This is a genomic window from Lysinibacillus sp. FSL L8-0312, from assembly GCF_038003285.1.
Taxonomy (GTDB): domain Bacteria; phylum Bacillota; class Bacilli; order Bacillales_A; family Planococcaceae; genus Lysinibacillus; species Lysinibacillus fusiformis_D.
Window position 1 is genome coordinate 1,983,598 of record NZ_JBBOOV010000001.1, and the last position, 21,179, is coordinate 2,004,776.

Consider the following 21,179-nt stretch of genomic DNA (forward strand, 5'->3'; position numbering starts at 1 on the left):
GTTAAATCCCCTTTAATGTTGACAATTTGGGCAATAAACTGAGGTACGCCCACCAATCGTCATTTGACTTGTTGCCGTTTCACATACTGGACATAGCTTTTTCCCATACATTTGCAGTCGATTTTGCATACTCCCAGCTTCCCCATTAATGTTTCGATAGTCAGATATTGTTGAACCGCCTGCTTCAATGCTTTGACGTAGGACAGTAACAATTTCCTTGAATAATGCCCGCTTCCGCTTTTCACTGATGCGGTTCATTTTGCGTGCTGGGTGAATTTTCTGAGCAAACAATGCCTCTGTAGCATAAATATTGCCACAGCCCGATATAACTTGCCCATCCATAATCACTTCTTTTACCGCCTTATTTTCATATTTCGGTAATTTAGATTTTGCTATAAAAAAGTCACATGCATGCTCATCAAATGGCTCTGGGGCCATTTTTGTTAATGGCGCATGATCTTCAATTTTTGTTAGAAAGCGAAGTTCGCCAAAGCGGCGAATATCCGAATAAATCAAGTATCCTCCATCAGCCATTTTAAATGTGGCATGAATATGCTTTTGGAATTTTGCCTCATGGATTTCTTCTGGTGAATTGACAACAAACCAGGCACCTGTCATGCCTAAATGACTGACAAGGACATATGGAACATCATCCCTCAGCAAATGAAAGAAAATGTATTTCGCTCGGCGTTCAATTTTGGTAATGGTCATCTGGGACATCGTTATTTCAAAAGCATCAGGCTCTGCTTGTTTTACAATACATTGTTTCCCTTCACTAAAAGAGAAATGTACTCTTTCAGATAGTTGAACCTGTTGAATGGTGCGTCCTTCAATCTTTGGTTTCAATGCCTGGACGACACCTTCCACCTCTGGTAATTCAGGCATTTGAATCCCTCCTTATTTTGCCTCGTACCATGTCGAGCCATGGTTAAAATCTACTTTGAGCGGTACTGAAAGCTCAATAGCATTTTCCATTACCTCTGGTACAATTTTTTCTAGCAATGCAATTTCTTCCTGAGGTGCTTCAAAGATCAATTCATCATGCACTTGAAGAAGTAGCTTTGCCTGCATTTTTTCTTTTTTCAATCGAGCATCCATATCGATCATCGCTTTTTTTATAATATCCGCAGCACTTCCCTGAATCGGCGTATTCATCGCAGTACGCTCTGCAAAGCTTCTTAAATTAAAGTTGGAGCTTGTAATGTCTGGTAAATAGCGACGTCTATTTAAAATCGTTGTGACATAACCATTAAATTTCGCATTTTGCACAATATCATCCATATACTGTTTCACACCTGGGAAACTTGCGAAATACTTTTCAATAAACGTGGCTGCTTCCTTACGTGTAATATCTAAGTTTTGTGAAAGGCCATAATCACTAATACCATAGACAATACCAAAGTTAACAGCCTTCGCTGCACGACGCATATTGCTATCAACCTCTTCTTCGGCTACATGGAATACATCCATAGCAGTACGTGTATGAACATCCATCCCTTCACGGAAGGCCTCTACAAGGTTTTTATCTTCCGACATATGTGCAAGCACTCGCAATTCAATTTGTGAGTAGTCAGCAGAAAACAGAATCCACCCCTCTTTTGATGGGACAAATGCTTGACGGATTTTGCGACCCTCTTCTAAACGAATCGGGATATTCTGCAAATTTGGATCAGTGGAGCTTAAACGCCCTGTCGCCGTTAATGCTTGTTGGAAGCGTGTATGGACCTTGCTATCTGATTCATGGATTTCCTTTAATAAGCCTTCAATATATGTGGATTGTAATTTTCCAAGCTGGCGATACAACAGAATATGTTTGATGATAGCATGCTCTGACTGTAATTTTTCCAGTACATCAGCCGCTGTTGAATAGCCCGTTTTGGTCTTTTTAATGACAGGTAACCCTAGCTTATCGAATAAAATAACACCTAATTGTTTAGGGGAATTAATATTAAAGGTTTCTCCAGCTTCCGCATAAATTTCTTGCTCAATCACTATCAGCTTATCATTAAGCTCTTGACCCATTTTCTCTAACGTAGCACGGTTAACAGTAATCCCTTCACTTTCCATCTCGCCCAAAATCCCTGCCAATGGTAGCTCTAGGTTTTTATAAAGTTCAAATTGTTCATTCTCTTTTAATAAGGTTGCTAACTTTGGCTGTAATGACCACACAGCAAAGGCTTTACGGCTAACATGCTGTGCAAGTTGATCCATGTCAGGAATTGCACGCTTAGCTCCCTTTCCATAAACCGTCTCATCTGCTTGAACATCATAGTAACCTAATTCCTTCGCAAGTGTTGCTACATCATCCCCACTTAATCCAGGATTATTAATATAAGAGGCTAGTAGCAGATCAAAGTCAACGCCTGCCAATTGAATACCTACTCGCTTTAATGCCGCTTGAGCTGCCTTTGAATCGGACATATATTTTATTTTTGTAGCATCTTCTAGCCAGCGACGGAGCGCATCCGATTTTGCTGCAATATCAAATGGAATATATTGCGTCTTTGTTCCATCTGACAACGCAATTCCTAGTAGCTGACAAGTGTGATAATGCTCATTTTCCAGTTCAACATGGACAGCCATTACATCTAGTAAATCCTCTGGTTGCACTTCTTCGGCTAGTACATAATCGAAAGGTGCTTGCTCTTCTTCCTGCATTGTAAAATCACTTTTATCAAGGAGTGATTTAAAGCCAAGCTCACGCCAGACATTGATTAATTCTTCTTCATTTGGTCCGTTATAGGCGAGGTCAGCAAGTGAAATCGTAATAGGGGCTTCTGTATAGATCGTTGCCAGCTTCTTACTCATGATAGCCTGCTCTTCATTAGCCACCAGCTTTTCCTTCATTTTAGAAGCTTTCAATGTATCCATCGCCTCATAAAGTGCCTCAACGGAGCCATGCTCTTTCAATAATTTAACAGCGGTCTTTTCACCAACACCTGGCACACCAGGAATATTATCGGAGGCATCCCCCATTAAACCTTTCATATCGATAATTTGTAGCGGTGATAAACCGTATTTTTCTGCAATAAAGGCAGGTGTATTTTTCTCAATTTCTGTTATGCCTTTTTTCGTAATATAAACGGTTACTTGCTCTGTCGCCAGCTGCGTTAAATCGCGGTCTCCCGTTACGATGATGACATCCATATCTTGTGACGAAGCCTCTTTAGCAAGCGTCCCAATAATATCATCCGCTTCATATAATTCTTGCTCATATTGCTTAATACCATAGGCATCTATAAGCTTTCGTAAATAAGGGAACTGCTCTGATAGTTCTGGTGGTGTCTTTTGTCGTCCACCTTTATATTCCGTGAAAGTTTCATGGCGAAACGTAGTTTTTCCTGCATCAAAGGCCACCAATATTTTCGTTGGCTGTTCTTCCTCTAATATTCTTTGTAGCATTGTTGTAAAGCCGTATACAGCATTAGTATGAATGCCACTATCATTCGTTAACAATGGCAACGCAAAAAACGCGCGATACGCTAAACTATTACCGTCCAATAATAGTAATTTTTCTTTGGTCATGATTTTATCCTCCTGCGTTGTCTTCTACTTCCCTCTACTTTATCATAACAATGCATTTCAAGTAAAAAAAGCAGACGGTCATCCGCAAGATTATCCGCTACCTTCGAGGTGCTAACCGTCACTTTCGGCACGCTATCCATCACATTTGTGGTTTTATCCATCACTTCTAACATGCTATCCATCACTTCTGCATCTCGATCCATAGCAAAAAGCCAACCGCTCAATGCGATTGGCTTTATTAATACATCATCAAACCGTTAAAAGGTTATAATCTGGGTCCATCTGAAATTTCAATATTCGATAGCTGTTATTGATTGGATGTACGATAAAAAATTTCTTCATATATGACGGTTAATATAAATGCATTCATAAAGGCAATCACTAGAAATAATGGCATACCACCTAATTGTGGCTGTGTCAACTCTTGACTAAATACCATTACCATACTGATTTGTGCCAAAAAGAAAATAAAGCCGATCCCTACTTGCCAAATAGGACGCTGAATCTTACGTTTTTCATACCAAAACAATTTTTTAAACAAATTTCTTACATCCGCTGCAATAATAATACTCATTAAAAAGATACAAACAAAAAAGACTGGTATATGATAAACACTTTTCGTCACCCAGGAAAATTCAGATAGGCGAAAGAAGAGTGTCAATAACGATGCTATACTACAAGCGATCCCTAAATTTTGGAGCCATGTGCTAATTTTTAATTTCAAAGCTCTTACCCCCAACTATTCATTTTAAACATTTTCATTCTATCAAATTATAGTAGATTGGGGAATATAAAATTATAAATTTCTATTATTTTCATAAAATAACAATCCAAATAAATAGATAATTATAATTCTGTAGCAATAAAAAAGACGCCTCTTTCATAAGAGACGACTTTAATTGACTGTTTATTTTATATAACCAGACAAAATATTGGCATATGGTGAAGTAGAAGGTAAAATGATGACCGTATCTTCTCCAACCGTTTTCTTATATGATTCTAGCGTGCGGTATAAAGAATAAAATTCAGGATCTTGAGAGAATGATTTATTATAAATTTTTGCAGCTTCTGCTTCACCTTCAGCTTGAATAATGGCAGCTTTTTTATTGGCTGTAGCTAGCATTTCTTGTACTTCTTGATCTGTTTTGGCTTCAATACGACGTTTCTGAGCATCTCCCTCAGAAAGATATTTTTGGGCAATGGATTCACGATCTGAAATCATATTCGTAAAAACAGATTGCTCATTTTCAGTTGGCAAATCAATGCGACGAATACGTACATCTACTACTTCAATGCCGTATTTATCGTTTGAAAGCAGTTCATTAACACGTTCAGTCACCGTATCATTAATGCTGCCTCTCGAAGAATCCTCATCATTAATTATTTGATTATAATCAATTCGTCCAAGCTCAGATCGAATAACAGAATAAATAAATTCTTCCATTCGTGATTCCACTTTTTCAATCGTCCCAGCATTAGAAATTAATAATTTTGGATCTGTAATACGCCATACAGCATAATTATCGATAATTATTCGCTTCTTATCCTTTGTATTAATCTCTTCTTCTGAAATTTCATATGTCATTTGGTTTTTTGGTAACTTAGTGACACTTTGAATAAATGGAATTTTCATATTTAAACCGGGTTCGCGCTCGAACTTAACAACCTCTCCGAACTGTCGAACAACTGCATATTCCGATTCCTTCACTATATAAATATTCGTTAATAAAATAATCACTAGAGCAAATACAGCTGTTAATGTTACAGCTAGAGAGATATACTTCTTTGGATTATTAGGACCTTTTTTTGACATTTTCACTACATTGTCCCCTGAGTCGCCTTCTGATGGAGCAGCTTTTTTACTTTTGCCCGATAAAAAATTGAGGAATTTGTCAAGATCCTTATTTTTTTGGTCCATTAGTTACCGCTCCCTTCTTTTTTCTCTGTTTGTGTCTGCTGAGGTTGTAGTGACTGTAGCGGCAAGTACTTCATCGTACTACCATCATCATTCATAATGTAAATTTGTGCTTTTGGTAAGACATTTTCTAGCGTCTCTAAAATTAAACGCTCACGTGTAATTTGTTGATTGCCTTTATACTGCTCATACATTTTATTAAAGACAGCTACATCCCCTTGTGCTTGCTCAATACGAGCTGTTTTAGCACCTTTTGCCTTTGACATAATCGCATCTCGTTCACCCTGGGCTTCATTAATGCGTTGGTTTTCATATTTTTCAGCTTCATTTATTTTCGTATTTTTCATTTCACGTGCATCTGTAACAGCTGTGAATGCTGCACGCACATCTTTATTTGGCAATTCTACATCTTGTAATTTTACACCTAAAACACTAATTCCAATATCGTACTTTTCTATAAGAGATACTAATAATTGACGCGTTTTTGCTTCGATATCAGCTTTACCTTCTGTTAACGCTGCATCGATAGAAGAACTTCCGATAATAGAACGAATGGCACTCGATGTCGCGCTATGTAATATTCTTTCAGGATCTTGTGAATTAAATAGAAACTTATTAGGCTCAGTAATTTTCCATTGAACAACAAGGTCTGTTAAAACAATATTTTCATCCCCTGTAATCATCTTTGTTTCAGCATCGTAGGCCTCTAGATCTCCCTCTTTATTTTGCTTATAGCCAAATTGTAAACTAAATGTTTCTTTTGATAAAATTTCGACCGACTGCACTGGCCAAGGTAATTTAAAGTGAAGACCTGGATTTGTAACCATATCATCGGCACGACCAAATGTAATGACAACAGCTTGTTCTGATTCATCCACCGTGTACCATGATGTAAAAACTGTAATAAGTGCAATAATACCAAATATTCCAAGTCCAACTATCATTAGTGTCCTTTTCACACTCATGTCTATTCCTCCCTTTTGCTTAGTACTATTGTTTACGGGAGACCTTAAGAAAAAGTTTCAAAATATTTTCATATAATTATTTTTACGTGACGCTTTGTAAAAACATTTCTGAAGCAAGATAAAAAAATCCTGTTACCTTTTATGGCAACAGGATATTGATAACCAGATGTTCAAATACTGGGAAAATGGTTGTAGATAATACAATGCTGATTAAGGCGGCAACGATCATTGCCAGGCTAGCAAATGTTCCTTCTAGCTCGCCAAGTTCAAATGCTTTAGAAGTACCAGTTCCATGAGCACCCATCCCAAGCATTAGGCCTCTAGATGAAGGTCTGTGGAAACGGCATATTTTAATAACGATGGGTGCCAACAAGCTCCCTAAAATACCAGTCGTCATAACAAATACGGCTGTAAGAGTAGGGGAACCTCCAATCATATTTGAAATGTCCATCGCTATCGGTGTTGTTACTGAACGTGGCACTAAGCTATGCACCAACTCATCATTTAGCCCTACCACTAGAGCCATGATAAAGGATGATACGATAGCAACTGCAGAGCCAACCGCAATACTGACGAAAATTTCGAATGCGTGTTTTTTTAATAGATTCACATTTTTATAAATCGGAATCGCAAACGCAACGGTTGCTGGCCCTAGTAAATTTGTTAAAACATTCGCTCCAGTATTATAGGTTTTATAAGGTATGCCTGTCAGCAATAAAATACCTATAATCACTAAAGGCGTCATCAGCATGGGTGATAACCATTCTTTTTTATATTTCTTATAGAACATTTTACAAATATAGAAAATAGCAATAGTTCCTAATAAGCTGATGATAGCAATAAATAGACTCATACTGTATCACTCTTCTTTCGTTGCTCTAGCCATTGTGCTGTATAGCCCGTTACAAACATCACGACAATTGCACTTACAGCAATGACCAGCACAACCTTCATTCCTTGCACACCGAATAAGGCATGATAATCAATTACACCGATGGCAGATGGGATAAAGAATAGTAAGAGTTCACTTAGTAATACAGCTGCTCCTAATTCAATCCATTCAAGCTTGATTATATGAAACTGTAAAAGTAAAAATAATAGGACGAGCCCTATTATGCTCCCTGGAATCGGCAAGTGAAGTAGGCGTGCAATAGTATTTCCGATAAATAATAAGATGTAAAGATAGCCGATCTGCACGATACTTTTGACGATTTTCATGGTCATCCTTCTCTCATTTTTTTCTCTGCCTCAACAGTCAGAAAAACACAATTCAAAATGAAAAGAAGGTTGATTCACTGACTGTCAAAGCGATGGTTTAACAAACAATTGCCAAAAAAATTGTTGTTAAACTTTATGCTACTATACTTTACACCTATTTTTCCTCCCTGTAAAACAGAAAAAGAATGTAGTGCCTAAAAAAGACACTACATTCTTTCTGTGGTGAAAATAAAATCCTTATTAAAAAATCTCCAACTAGATAGTAGATTTTTTATGGTTATCGTCTTAACAATCATATAGGGGGTTTCTAGTAATTAGTATAGTACCCAAATATGAATATAACATGTTGTTCATGTAAAGGAATTGTTAATCTTTCGGAATCATGACAATCATTTTAGTCCCCATTCCGACTTCGCTTTCTACTTGAATACGACCATGATGGGCCTCTACAAGATGCTTCACAATCGCTAACCCTAATCCTGTTCCGCCAGAATTACGACTTCTTGCTCGGTCCACACGATAAAAACGCTCAAAAACACGGGCAATTTCATGCTTTTCAATACCGATTCCTTGGTCTTCTATTTCGATAATGCCATGTGTTTCATTTTCCTTTAAACGAATGGAAACAGTCGTGTTTTCAGGAGAATATGTAATAGCATTGGTAATTAAATTCGTCACGATTTGAATAATACGGTTGGCATCTCCCATTACTTGGACATCTCGTTCGAAATCTACTTGGAAGCTCATATTTTTCTCATCTAACCGCGGTGCAGTCAGCTCTGCTCCACGGATTAAAACATCTTGTAAGCCCATCGGCATAATATTAACAGTAAAGCCATGCTGCTCAATTTTTGACAGCTCTAATAAATCTTGAATGAGCATTTGAAGTCGATTACTTTCTTTATAAATGATCTCTAAAAAGGAGATCAGCATTTTTTCATCCTTATAGGCCCCATCCAATAATGTTTCCGAAAAGCCTTTAATAGAAGTAATAGGTGTACGTAATTCATGTGATACATTAGCAACAAAGTCTTTTCGAATTTGCTCCAATCGAACAAGTTCCGTTATATCGTGCATAACGATAACAACGCCTAGCCATCGTCCATGATCCCCGATGACAGGTGCCCCGTAGACTTCTTTATTATAGAGCTCCTGCTGTATTTCCATTTTGATTTGTTGTCGATAAGGCATCTCTGTTAGAAAGACATGATCGATAAATTGCTCTAATGATTTTGGTAAACCTATTGTACGAAATACCTTTCCTTGTACATCATCAAGCTGCATATCAAAGCGCTCTAGAAATACCCGATTCACGATGGAAATATTTCCTTCACGGCCAATCATCATGAGAGAGCTTCCCATATTTTCAATTAGGGTCTTCAGTCGTTCTTCCTCTACTTCACGTATCGTCGTAATATCCTGTAAATTACGTGCTAAAATATTTATGGAATGACTGAGTGGTATCATGCGTTCATGTTCATTTTCATGGGCACGTGCACGGTAGTTTCCCTTGGCAAGCTCAAGAGCCGTTTCTGTCACGTTATCAATAGGTGCCGTAAAATTGCGAATCATATAACGGCTTACAATGGCGATTAAAATTAATGTGATGGTGAAAAGAACAGCTAGTACTAAGTAGAGTCGGGCATGCACATAGGACAACAAGGATTCCTCTTGTTTCATGCTCTGTACTGCATACAATGCTTCCTGATCTTCCTTTGATAATTCCATCTTGCGTTCATCGATTACTTGATCCATCGACGCCTGTAATTGCGTGGTTGCTTGTTCATTGTATTGCTTGATATAAACAGGAAAAAGCTGACCTATAACAATCATTAGGACAGCTAGTATCGTTCCAAGTAAAAGCATGAATGTCAAGAATAAGCGGTTGCTCATTGATTTCATGTCGTTTTCGGCTCCTCAAATTTATAACCTAGGCCTCTGATTGTTTTAATGAACATTGGCTTACGGCTATTTTCCTCGATTTTATCGCGAAGGTGGCTAATGTGTACATCCACAATTCGAGTATCGCCAGCAAAATCATATTTCCATACAGCACTTAATAGCTGATCACGTGTTAAAACTCGATTTTTATTTTCAAGTAAGTAAATAAGTAGCTCAAACTCTTTTGGTGTAAATTCCAATGCTTCGTCTTGTAAAAAAACTTCAAAACGCTCTGGAAACACTCTCAATTGTCCAAACTCATACATTTTTTCTTTAGGCTCATCCTTATCATCTACCACAACATTTTGTGTGAAACGTCTTAACACAGCCTTGACACGTGCCAATACTTCACGTGGACTAAAAGGCTTTGTCATATAATCATCTGCGCCTAGCTCAAGACCAAGAACTTTATCAAATTCGTCATCTTTTGCAGTTAACATAATGATAGGCGTATTCATACGTTGCTGTCGGATTTGTTTACATACCTCCATACCATCTAGTTTTGGAAGCATCAAATCCAAAAGAATTAAATTGGGCTGTAGGTCGATTGCTTTTTCAAGTCCTTCCTGACCATCAGCAGCCGTTTCAACGACATAGCCAGCCTGTTCTAAATTATATTTCAATAATGTTGCAATCGAAAATTCATCTTCAATAACTAAAATTGTTTTTGTCATGTATAATGCCTCCGTAAGTGATTTGAAACCCCCATTTCAAATCTCAAGACGTCTATAATATAAGCGGTGGTGTCACCAACAGCATCCCTTCAATCACAAGCTCCTTTTGCTCATTATATGAGTGTACAGATACCGTAATCGTATTGTCGTATTTATTGACTGCCGTTACCTCTAAAAGCGTATCAAATAATTCATAATGATAGAGAGGACCTAAATATTTTAAATGTTGCTCAATAATTCGCGCACCTGGCCCCGGAATATACTTGGACACAGCTGATGTAATAATTCCATTTAACATAATTGTCGGCACAATTGGTTTTTGAAAAGGTGTCATCGCCGCATAATCATGTTGAATATAAAGCGGATTACTATCGTTTGTCAGCCCTAAATACAGCAATAAATCCCTATCCTCGATTTTTTCTGTTATATGGATCTTCTCGCCAACTGTAATTTCATCAATTGTGAGACCAAGTTTACTATTTTTTTGAAGCAAAGATACGCCAACCCCTTTTCTATCATACTACATTCATAGTATCAATTTTATGCTAAAAGTACAATGAAAAGCAGAAGGACCTTAAGCTTCCTAACACTTGAACATAAAAAAACGAGCAGGAATTATCCTGCTCGTTTTCGAGTAAGCTCGAAAAAATCTGTTTAATAACGCTGATGCATTATTCATTTACACTAAAATTTTCATCACATTACGGACTGCATCTGCCGATTGGTCTAAAGCTGCCTTTTCTTTGTCCGTTAACTCAAGCTCAAAGATTTTTTCAATACCATTGGCTCCAAGTAAAGTAGGAACGCCTAAGTATAAATCATGGTAGCCATATTCACCTTCTAAATAAGCGATAGATGGCAAAATACGTTTCTGATCTTTAATAATGGCTTCAGCCATTTCAATCAGTGCCGCAGCTGGCGCATAATAGGCAGAACCATTGCCAAGTAAGTTGACAATTTCTGCTCCACCATTGCGTGTACGATCAACAATCTCTTCCAAACGTTCGGCAGAAATTAATGTTTCTAACGGAATGCCACCTGCAAATGAATAGCGTGTTAATGGCACCATTGTGTCACCATGACCACCCAATACAAAGCCAGTAATGTCTTTCACTGAAATATTGAGCTCTTGTGCTACAAATGCACAGAAACGAGCTGTATCAAGAACACCCGATTGACCGATAACACGATTTTTCGGGAAGCCAGTTTCTTTGTATACTGTATAAGTCATGGCATCAACTGGATTTGTCAGTACAAGGATTGTAGCATTTGGTGAATGCGTAGCAATTTCTTTTGAAACAGTTTTCATGACACCTTGATTGATTTGAACGAGATCATCACGACTCATACCTGGTTTACGCGCAACACCAGCAGTAATGATGACTACATCCGAATCAGCCGTATCTGCATAATTGGAAGTGCCTTGTACATAAGAATCAAACCCTTGTATTGGTGCTGCTTCCCACATATCTAGTGCCTTTCCCTTTGTTGGATTTTCTGCTTGTGGAATATCCACTAATACGACATCACCAAGTTCTTTCTGAGCTGCTAAAAATGCTGCCGTAGCGCCTGTAAAGCCGCCACCGATTACTGAGATTTTTTTACGTTTCAGAGACATTTTGAATACGCTCCTTTAAAATTAGGTTATATATTTTAAAAGAGGGAGGAGACATACATCTCACTCCCTCGTTTAAACAAGTTTATCGTAAATATTCAATTTAAATTTACTTTCACCCTAATTATATCGGCAGAATAAACTATCCGCTTTAGTGATAATTCCTATTTTAGAATAGAAATTATAGGTTTTTGATTAACTCGTTCGCGAATTCTGAACATTTCACTTCTGTAGCGCCGTCCATTAAACGTGCGAAGTCATAAGTTACAACTTTAGAAGAAATTGTTTTCTCAACAGATTTAGTGATCATGTCAGCAGCTTCTTGCCATCCTAAGTGTTCAAGCATTAATACACCTGAAAGTAAAACTGATGATGGGTTTACTTTATCTTGGCCAGCATATTTTGGAGCTGTACCGTGAGTAGCTTCGAAGATTGCATGTCCAGTTACATAGTTGATGTTTGCTCCTGGAGCGATACCGATACCACCAACTTGTGCAGCTAGAGCATCAGAAATATAGTCACCGTTTAAGTTCATTGTAGCTACTACATCGAACTCAGTTGGACGAGTTAAAATTTGTTGTAAGAAGATATCAGCGATAGAATCTTTCACTAAGATTTTACCAGCTGCTAAAGCGTCAGCTTGCGCTTTGTTTGCTGCTTCTTCACCTTGTTCAGCTTTGATTGCATCATATTGATTCCAAGTGAATGTTTGATCAGCAAATTCTTTTTCAGCTAATTCATAACCCCATTTTTTGAATCCACCTTCAGTGAATTTCATGATGTTACCTTTATGAACTAAAGTAACAGATGGGCGTTTATGTTTAATTGCATATTCGATAGCAGAACGTACTAAACGCTCAGTACCTTCTTTAGATACAGGTTTTACACCAATACCAGAAGTTTCTGGGAAACGGATTTGGTTTACACCAAATTCAGTTTGTAGGAAGTTGATGATTTTTTGAGCTTGTTCAGAGCCAGATTCGAATTCAATACCAGCATAGATGTCTTCTGTGTTTTCGCGGAAGATAACCATGTCAACGTCTTCTGGGCGTTTAACTGGAGAAGGCACTCCATCAAAGTGACGTACTGGACGTAAGCATACATATAAGTCAAGTTGTTGACGTAATGCTACGTTTAGAGAGCGGATACCACCACCGATTGGCGTAGTAAGAGGACCTTTGATTGCAATTAAGTATTCGTTAATTTTGTCTAAAGTTTCTTGTGGTAACCATTCACCAGTTTGGTTAAATGCTTTTTCACCAGCTAAAACTTCTAACCATTCAATTTTCTTTTCACCGTTATAAGCTTTTTCTACAGCTGCGTCGATTACGCGTGATGCTGCTGCCCAGATATCTGGACCAATTCCATCACCTTCGATGAAAGGAATTACTGGATTATTTGGTACATTAAGTACGCCATTTTCAACTACAATTTTGTTTGACATTCTGTTGCCTCCTAAATTCATAATCATAGGACTGTGTTAGTGATAACACAGTCCCAAACATTCTAGCATATTTTCCAAATTAGCGCTCGCTGATTGGAATATATTTTTGCATGCCTGGTCCAACATATTCAGCACGTGGACGGATTAGGCGGTTGTTTGCATATTGCTCAAGGATGTGTGCCACCCAACCTGAAGTACGAGATACTGCGAAAATTGGTGTGAACAGGTCATGATCAATACCTAAAGAATCATACACTGACGCAGAGAAGAAATCTACGTTTGCAGGTAATTTCTTTTGTTCCACGATCATGTCATGGATTTTAACTGACATCTCATATAGCTCTGGTTTACCAGTTAGCTCAGTTAATTTTTTAGACATTACACGTAAATGTGGTGCACGAGGGTCGCCTTTACGATATACGCGGTGACCGAAGCCCATGATTTTTTCTTTGTTGTCTAATTTATTTTGAATGTAAGATTCAACATTTTCAAGTGAGCCGATTTCAGATAACATTTTCATCACTTGCTCATTTGCTCCACCATGAAGTGGTCCTTTTAATGCACCGATTGCTGCTGTTACACCTGAATAAACGTCTGATAAAGTAGCTACACATACACGTGCTGTAAATGTAGATGCGTTTAATTCATGGTCAGCATGTAATACTAATGCTTTGTCAAATGCTTCAATTTCAATAGCTGCTGGCTCTTCGCCTTTTAGCATGTATAAGAAGTTTGCAGCATATCCTAATTCAGGTTTTGGCTCAACTGGCTCTAAACCTTTACGAACACGTGCAAATGCAGTTACTGCTGTAGCAATTTTAGCTTGTAGACGAATTGCTTTACGGTAGTTTGCTTCTGGATCCATAACATCCGCTTCTTCATCGAATACACCAAGTAAAGATACTGCAGTACGCAATGCAGCCATTGGATGTACAGTTGAAAGTGGGTATGTTTTGAATTGGTCGACAATCGCTTGCGGAATTGACATATTGTCTGCCAATTGTTGTTTTAATTCAGCTAGCTCGTCCTCTTTTGGTAAACGAGTATGCCATAACAAGTAAATTACCTCTTCGAATGACGCATTTTCTGCTAAATCATCAATGTTGTAACCAACATATGTAAGTGTGTCATCGATAATTGAACTGATTTTAGATTCCGCTGCTACGATACCTTCTAAACCTTTAGTTGCTGACATAAATTATCGCTCCCTCATATTTAAACTTTGTTATAAATGCGTTTTTTTGTTGCATTTACGGTTTTTGCTCATATGAACCATTAAGTAAATCGCTTACATTGCTATTATAATCATTTTTGACAGCTTTGTGAATGAAAATCCTCCAAATAAAGAAAAAGACGTCCGAACGACTATATATTTGTTCCAAAGAGATTTTTTTGTATATTTTGACAATCGTATTATCAATTGATTTGAGGTGAATTTGTAAAAATGAGGAATTTAAAGTATTTTTCATATGAAAGAACTACAAGTGTTTTACTTTTTATTTTTTATTTAGTAATACTTTGGTTTGTATTACCTGTTTCACTTGCAATTTTTTTATCCTTTTCGACGTATCCTGTTATAAATTTCTTACATAAATATTGTAGGATTGCCTATTGGATCGCAGCAATTATTGTGGAAGTACTCATATTAACTTGTATTTTTCTTCTTGTCGTCATATCCATTAACAGTATCATTGTTATCTTTCCAGAAATTCGAGAGACATTACAAAATTTCCCGCTTTTTAGTGAATATGAATCCATGTTTGTACAAGTATTAAAAGAAAAGTCACTGTCCATATTTGATTCTATCATCATTTACACAGCAGATCTTTTCCAAGTATTAATGAAGCATGTTATCGAGGTGTTTATTTTTTTAGTCGCTTATTATTTCGCTTTATTAGAAACACGGAAATCACGCTATTGGTTTTTTCAATATGTCCCTAAGAAATATCGCCATGAGTGGCAATCTCATTTTGCAAAAATCATGCAACTCTTTCATTACTTCTTATTCGTGGAGTTTCAATTATTCACCATTACCCTACTAATCCTTTGTGCAGGGTTTATGATCCTCCAGTTTGAACAAGCCATCATTAAAGCTTTTATTGTAGCATTTGCAGATGTATTACCATTTTTCGGAATCGGTGTTTTTCTTGTACCAATGAGCATTTATTTTTATTTCAACGGCAACACCTTTTTATGTGTAGCCATTTTACTACTGTATTTATTTGTTCAATTAACAAGGCAGCTAGCTGATTCAATGCTTTGGTCCAATACGCTACAATTACGTACATTCCATACATTTTTTATCAGTGCTGCCTCTATTCTATTGTTTGGCTTTTATGGGATCTTGCTTAGCCCTATCTTTTTATTTTTAGCAGTAAAGCTAAAGGAAAACTCTATCTTTGAACGATAATGAATTGGCCTTTTTTCATTTTTTTACGCATCCAGTAATAGACAACTGGTTGGAACATTTTTCGAGAAAATGGCATGAGCAATAGTAGACCAATCAGATCTGTTAAAAATCCTGGTAATGCTAAAAGCAAACCACCACTAAACGTTAGTAATGCATCCACTAAAGCAGCACCTGGTGCCTCTCCGCGTGCCAACGTATTTTTTACATTTTGGACAGAATTCATACCCTTATTCTTCATGACATAAATACCAATAACGCTCGTTGCAATAATGAGCAATAAAGTACTTAAAACACCAATATTTTGTCCAATGACTATTAATAACGCCAATTCGGCTAAAGCGTAGACAACGAAACCAAGAAAAATTTTACGCATATTTTTCTCCTTTCTACATGAAAAGCTATACCTTTTATACGTTATTATAGCCCATTTAGTTTCATAAAAAAATGAATACCCTCATTCAAAGAGAATGTCTATTCCTTAGTATTGATAGAGAAAAGAAGTTACCACAAAATGTGTACAACCTTATTTAAAAGCTCTAGTACAAAAAATCGCACTAGAGCTTTTCGTTACTTGTTAAAGAACACTCGCATGTCCTTTGTAAATAACTCCTGTTTCAGCGTCCATTGTAATCTCTTGATCATGACGTATTAATGTTGTGGCTTCTTTTACGCCCACAATTACTGGAATACCAAGGCTTAGACCAACAACTGCTGCATGACTCGTTAGACCACCTTCTTCAGTAATCAGACCAATACAATTTTCTATAGCTGGCATCATATCTCGATCAGATCCAACTGTTACAAGAATGCATCCTTCTGTATCGTAAGCAAGTGCCTCAGCAGCATTTTTGGCAACGACTGTCTTCCCTACAACAGAGGCTTTGCCAATCCCTTGACCACGAGCTAGTAAATCTCCGATAATGTGTACTTTCATTAAGTTTGTTGTACCTGCTTCACCTACTGGCACACCTGCTGTAATGACAACAGCATCTCCGTGCGTAACGAAACCATGTTTCAAGCTTTCATCTACAGCTAGCTCTAAAATTTCATCTGTTGTTGTCACTCGTTGACAAACAATTGGATACACACCCCATACTAATGTTAAAGTATTGGCTGTATTTGGAGAGCCTGTCACTGCAACAATTTGCACACCTGGTCGATACTTGGCGATCATTCTTGCTGTATTACCACTTTCAGTTGGTGCTAATACGGCTTTTACCCCTAAATTGATAGATGTATATGCTACTGCTTGAGAGATAGCCTCCGTCATATTCGCTTCTTTTTCACGACTACGGGCAGAAACAATTTTTCGATAGTCTAAAGAATTTTCAGTATGCTGTGCAATTTTATTCATTGTTTGAACTGATTCTACTGGATAAAGACCCGCAGCAGTTTCACCTGATAGCATGATGGCATCTGTTCCATCGATGATTGCGTTCGCTACATCACTTGCTTCTGCACGTGTTGGACGTGGGTTACGCTGCATAGAATCTAACATTTGTGTTGCCGTAATAACCGGTTTACCTACTTGATTACATTTTAAAATCAATTTCTTTTGAACAAGTGGTACTTCTTCTGCTGGAATTTCAACACCAAGATCTCCACGAGCAACCATTAATCCATCAGATACTAGGATGATTTCGTCGATATTATCGACACCCTCTTGGTTCTCGATTTTCGGGATAATTTGAATATGACTACCACCATTTTGTTCAAGCAATTCACGGATTTCAAGCACATCCTTTGCACGACGAACAAATGAAGCAGCAATAAAGTCTACACCTTGCTCAATACCGAATAGAATATCTTGCGCGTCTTTTTCTGTGATCCCTGGTAGCTGTACAGAAACACCTGGTACATTTACACCTTTTTTATTTTTTAGGACGCCAGCATTTTCAACAATCGTATGAATTAAACCTTTTTCCAGATCAGTTGCTAATACGCGTAACTGAATAAGACCATCATCAAGTAAAATAATTGAGTTTTGCTCAACATCTTCAATTAAACGCTCATATGTGACAGAGAAGCTTGTCTCAGTACCTTCTACTTCAGTCATTGAAATATCAATCACTTGGCCTGCTGCTAAATGTAGCTCACCATTTTTCATATTATGTGTACGAATTTCAGGTCCTTTTGTATCAAGTAAAATTCCTACTGGTTTGTTTAACTTTTGTGCCACTTCACGAATTAATTGAATACGCCCTGCATGTTCTTCATGAGATCCGTGTGAAAAATTCAAGCGGGCTACATTCATACCTGCTTCCATTAATTTTTCTAAAGTTTCTGCCGACTCACTTGCAGGTCCGATTGTACATACGATTTTTGTTTTTCTCATTTTTGCCCACTCCGTTTTATAACAAATTATATTGATAGTTCTTTCATTAGTGTATAAAGGCTTACATCTGCCTCATGATTTTTTTCAAAAGCTTCTGGCATATCATAATCAATGACTTGGTGATTACGAATACCTACTGCTCGACCAGCCTTGCCTTCCATTAGCAATTCAACTGCATGTGCACCAAATTGACTTGCCAATACTCGATCTCGTGCGGTCGGTGAACCGCCTCGTTGAATATGACCTAGCACTGAAACGCGTGTTTCTTTTCCTGTTTTTTCATTTAACAACTTTGCCAGCTCACTGCCAGACATGACCCCTTCTGCTACAATAATAATGCTATGTTTTTTACCACGTGCAGCTCCACGGTCTAAGCGTGCTACAATATCATCTAAATTATAATCTTCCTCTGGAATTAACACTGTTTCAGCACCAGCAGCAAGGCCTGCCCACAAGGCGATATCACCTGCATCACGCCCCATGACCTCAACAATGAAAGAATTTTCATGAGATGTAGCTGTATCTCGGATTTTATCGATGGATTCTACGACTGTATTAAGAGCCGTATCAAAACCGATTGTATATTCCGTTCCTGGAATATCGTTGTCGATTGTTCCTGGCACCCCTACAACAGGGAAACCTTTTTTTACTAAATCCATTGCACCTCGATAAGACCCGTCACCACCAATGACAACAAGTCCTTCAATTCCAGCAGCTCTTAAATTGTCAATACCTTGTTGTTGGATAGCATCCTCTTTAAACTCTGGACATCTGGCCGAATTTAAATGCGTACCACCACGCTGAATAATACCACCAACTGCACCTAAATCAAGTTCTTCCATATATCCTTTTATTAAGCCTTCATAACCATGCTTAATTCCGACAACATCAATCCCATGAAACGCTGCCTTACGAACGACCGCTCGAATAGCCGCGTTCATTCCAGGCGCATCTCCACCACTAGTTAATACAGCAATTTTTTTCATTGTCGAACCTCCTGCAGTTACTATTATTATTCACATTAACATGAAAAAACAAACTATGTAAGGGCTCTGAGGATACAAAAACATAACTTTTACATAAAAAATGAAAAGAATGCGCTTTCACACACTCTTTCCATTCCAAAACATCCTAAATCTAACATTTCTTCAAGAAGTCTGGCGTTTATCATGCGCTATTATCTTCTTTAATTTTTATAGCCTTTTAATATGTTAAGATACAAATTTTGTCTCTTTACGAGCAAATTTATACGCTTAGATTTTTTATACACGATCAGATAAGAGCATTCATTTGTTATGAACAACTATGTTTACGCTTCTGTATATTGTCCTATTTTTTTGAATTTTTCATAACGATCTTCAATTAATTGTTCTCCATTTAGAGAATTTAATGTATGAAGTGTGTCGCTAATGCATTCTTTAATAGAAAGAGCCTGTTTTGCCACATTGCGATGGGCACCACCGATTATTTCAGGGATAATGCCATCTATTACACCAAGTTCTTTTAAATCTGGTGCTGTAATGCGCATAGCTTCTGCCGCTTGCTTAGCAAGGCTACCATCACGCCATAGAATTGAAGCTGCGCCTTCAGGAGAAATAACGGAATATGTTGAGTTCTCTAGCATAAAGACACGGTTTGCTACACCTAGTGCTAGTGCACCACCACTTCCTCCTTCACCAATGACGATACTAATAACAGGTACAGTTAAGCCTGCCATTTCAACAAGATTTCTAGCAATTGCTTCACTTTGTCCTCGTTCTTCAGCAGCTTTACCTGGGTAAGCACCTTTTGTATCAATAAAACAAATAATCGGTCGCTTAAATTTTTCAGCTTGCTTCATCAAACGTAGCGCTTTACGATAGCCCTCTGGATGCGGCATACCAAAATTACGGCGTATATTTTCTTTTGTCGATTTACCACGCTGATGACCAATAATCGTTACTGGCTGCCCTTCAAAAATGGCAATCCCACCTAGAATAGCTGCATCGTCACCAAACGTACGGTCACCATGCAGTTCAATAAAGTCTTCACACATCGCTTCAATATATTGTAAAGTTGTTGGTCTTTCTGGGTGTCTTGCTACCTGCACACGATCCCAAGGCTTCATATTGGCATAAATCGATTGCTCTAATTGCGATAAACGTGTTTCAAGCTTTTCGATTTCTCCTGACATATCTACATCTGCTTCAGCAGCAATTGTTTTTAATTCATCAATTTTCTCTCGTAATTGTACGACTGGTTCTTCAAATGCTAAATTTTTAGGCATGTTGGACGCCACCTTTCGTATGCATTTTTACAAGTAATGAAACTTGTTTACGTAAATCCTTGCGAGGGAAGATAGCATCAAGCTGACCATGCTCTAATAAAAATTCTGCTGTTTGGAAATCGCTTGGCAATTTTTCTCTTACTGTTTCTTCAATAACACGACGACCTGCAAAGCCAATTAATGCTTGTGGCTCGGCAATATTTATATCACCAACAGAAGCAAAGCTTGCGGAAACTCCACCCGTTGTTGGATGCGTTAAAATAGAAATGAACAATAAACCATGATCACTGTGACGCTTTAAAGCCACACTTGTTTTAGCCATCTGCATTAATGACAATACGCCCTCTTGCATACGAGCACCACCACTAGCAGTAAAGATGATAAATGGCACACCTAATGCTGTTGCCTTTTCTATTGCTCGCGTGATTTTTTCACCCACAACGGAGCCCATTGAACCCATGCGGAAATGAGAATCCATAATTGCTACGACGATTTCTTCACCATCTAACGTTCCGACACCCGTTAGGACAGCCTCATTTAAACCTGTTTTCTCTTGGTCGGCTGAAATTTTTTCTACATAGGCTGGGAAATTAAGGGGATTACTTGTTTGTAAATGATCATCCATTGATTCGAATGAGCCTTCATCTAAAAAATAGTCCACACGCTCTTGTGCTGTCATTTTGAAATGGTGACTACATTTTGTACATACTTTATCGTTTTTTTCTAATTCCTTTGTCAGTTGAATGTGACGACATTCAGGACATTTCGTCATTAACCCTTCTGGAAATGTCTTTTCTTGTCCGTCCTCTTTCTTTTTTCGATTACCACTAAATAAGCTGCGTATTGCCATGTTCGACTCCCCCTTTGTTGT

General features: G+C 37.8%; 20 protein-coding genes. 1 reads left to right on the top strand and 19 read right to left on the bottom strand.

What is annotated here, in order from left to right; genetic code table 11:
• Window positions 1-12: 12 nt before the first annotated feature.
• The 14 genes from mutM to citZ form a co-directional block, all read right to left on the bottom strand.
• Window positions 13-885, bottom strand: a complete 873-nt coding sequence (gene mutM / locus MHI22_RS09990; protein WP_058843381.1) for a bifunctional DNA-formamidopyrimidine glycosylase/DNA-(apurinic or apyrimidinic site) lyase — start codon at window positions 883-885, stop codon at window positions 13-15.
• A 12-nt stretch (window positions 886-897) separates the two neighbouring features.
• A complete protein-coding gene (gene polA, locus MHI22_RS09995) occupies window positions 898-3,525 on the bottom strand; it encodes a DNA polymerase I (protein WP_036118950.1) in 2,628 nt (875 codons plus the stop codon).
• The gene (locus MHI22_RS10000; RefSeq protein WP_340811864.1) at window positions 3,522-3,749 is read right to left on the bottom strand and encodes a hypothetical protein; all 228 of its coding nucleotides are present in this window, start codon (window positions 3,747-3,749) and stop codon (window positions 3,522-3,524) included. Before MHI22_RS10000 ends, polA begins: the two co-directional genes overlap by 4 nt.
• An 83-nt stretch (window positions 3,750-3,832) precedes the next feature.
• Window positions 3,833-4,249, bottom strand: coding sequence for a hypothetical protein (locus MHI22_RS10005; protein ID WP_036118946.1), 417 nt, complete (start codon window positions 4,247-4,249; stop codon window positions 3,833-3,835).
• A 183-nt stretch (window positions 4,250-4,432) separates the two neighbouring features.
• The gene (gene hflC / locus MHI22_RS10010; RefSeq protein ID WP_330493077.1) at window positions 4,433-5,443 is read right to left on the bottom strand and encodes a protease modulator HflC; all 1,011 of its coding nucleotides are present in this window, start codon (window positions 5,441-5,443) and stop codon (window positions 4,433-4,435) included.
• Window positions 5,443-6,405 (bottom strand): FtsH protease activity modulator HflK, encoded by a 963-nt coding sequence (gene hflK / locus MHI22_RS10015; protein WP_036118942.1) that lies wholly within the window; start codon window positions 6,403-6,405, stop codon window positions 5,443-5,445. Before hflK ends, hflC begins: the two co-directional genes overlap by 1 nt.
• A 139-nt stretch (window positions 6,406-6,544) precedes the next feature.
• Window positions 6,545-7,258 carry an LrgB family protein gene (locus MHI22_RS10020; protein WP_340809328.1) on the bottom strand — a complete coding sequence of 238 codons (714 nt, stop codon included), beginning with the start codon at window positions 7,256-7,258 and terminating at the stop codon, window positions 6,545-6,547.
• The gene (locus MHI22_RS10025) at window positions 7,255-7,623 is read right to left on the bottom strand and encodes a CidA/LrgA family holin-like protein (protein WP_036118937.1); all 369 of its coding nucleotides are present in this window, start codon (window positions 7,621-7,623) and stop codon (window positions 7,255-7,257) included. The genes MHI22_RS10020 and MHI22_RS10025 overlap by 4 nt, the downstream gene beginning before the upstream one ends.
• Before the next feature lie 366 nt (window positions 7,624-7,989).
• Window positions 7,990-9,525: a two-component system histidine kinase PnpS gene (pnpS, locus tag MHI22_RS10030; RefSeq protein ID WP_036118935.1), complete on the bottom strand. Its 1,536-nt coding sequence runs from the start codon at window positions 9,523-9,525 to the stop codon at window positions 7,990-7,992.
• On the bottom strand, window positions 9,522-10,238 hold the full coding sequence (locus MHI22_RS10035; RefSeq protein ID WP_036118933.1) for a response regulator transcription factor: 717 nt from the start codon (window positions 10,236-10,238) through the stop codon (window positions 9,522-9,524). The genes pnpS and MHI22_RS10035 overlap by 4 nt, the downstream gene beginning before the upstream one ends.
• Window positions 10,239-10,290: 52 nt before the next feature.
• The gene (locus tag MHI22_RS10040; RefSeq protein WP_036118931.1) at window positions 10,291-10,731 is read right to left on the bottom strand and encodes a MaoC/PaaZ C-terminal domain-containing protein; all 441 of its coding nucleotides are present in this window, start codon (window positions 10,729-10,731) and stop codon (window positions 10,291-10,293) included.
• Between the two features lie 186 nt (window positions 10,732-10,917).
• Window positions 10,918-11,856, bottom strand: a complete 939-nt coding sequence (gene mdh / locus MHI22_RS10045) for a malate dehydrogenase (protein ID WP_036118928.1) — start codon at window positions 11,854-11,856, stop codon at window positions 10,918-10,920.
• 178 nt (window positions 11,857-12,034) lie between these two features.
• Window positions 12,035-13,297, bottom strand: a complete 1,263-nt coding sequence (icd, locus tag MHI22_RS10050; RefSeq protein ID WP_036118927.1) for an NADP-dependent isocitrate dehydrogenase — start codon at window positions 13,295-13,297, stop codon at window positions 12,035-12,037.
• A 79-nt stretch (window positions 13,298-13,376) separates the two neighbouring features.
• A complete protein-coding gene (gene citZ / locus MHI22_RS10055) occupies window positions 13,377-14,492 on the bottom strand; it encodes a citrate synthase (RefSeq protein WP_036118926.1) in 1,116 nt (371 codons plus the stop codon).
• 249 nt (window positions 14,493-14,741) lie between these two features.
• Here citZ and MHI22_RS10060 point away from each other — a divergent pair, with 249 nt between their 5' ends.
• Complete coding sequence (locus MHI22_RS10060; protein WP_082673687.1) at window positions 14,742-15,707, top strand: AI-2E family transporter; 966 nt, start codon at window positions 14,742-14,744, stop codon at window positions 15,705-15,707.
• Here the strand turns inward: MHI22_RS10060 and MHI22_RS10065 are convergent.
• From MHI22_RS10065 to accD, 5 genes are all read right to left on the bottom strand, one after another.
• Window positions 15,691-16,080, bottom strand: coding sequence for an FxsA family protein (locus MHI22_RS10065; RefSeq protein ID WP_051891590.1), 390 nt, complete (start codon window positions 16,078-16,080; stop codon window positions 15,691-15,693). The genes MHI22_RS10060 and MHI22_RS10065 overlap by 17 nt on opposite strands.
• A gap of 201 nt (window positions 16,081-16,281) precedes the next feature.
• Window positions 16,282-18,042, bottom strand: coding sequence for a pyruvate kinase (gene pyk, locus MHI22_RS10070; RefSeq protein WP_271910704.1), 1,761 nt, complete (start codon window positions 18,040-18,042; stop codon window positions 16,282-16,284).
• A 26-nt stretch (window positions 18,043-18,068) separates the two neighbouring features.
• Window positions 18,069-19,028, bottom strand: a complete 960-nt coding sequence (gene pfkA, locus MHI22_RS10075; protein ID WP_036118919.1) for a 6-phosphofructokinase — start codon at window positions 19,026-19,028, stop codon at window positions 18,069-18,071.
• 323 nt (window positions 19,029-19,351) lie between these two features.
• Entirely contained in the window at window positions 19,352-20,308 is a 957-nt protein-coding gene (locus tag MHI22_RS10080) for an acetyl-CoA carboxylase carboxyltransferase subunit alpha (protein ID WP_036118918.1), read from the bottom strand.
• Window positions 20,301-21,158 carry an acetyl-CoA carboxylase, carboxyltransferase subunit beta gene (gene accD / locus MHI22_RS10085; protein ID WP_036118916.1) on the bottom strand — a complete coding sequence of 286 codons (858 nt, stop codon included), beginning with the start codon at window positions 21,156-21,158 and terminating at the stop codon, window positions 20,301-20,303. Before accD ends, MHI22_RS10080 begins: the two co-directional genes overlap by 8 nt.
• Between the last annotated feature and the right edge of the window lie 21 nt (window positions 21,159-21,179).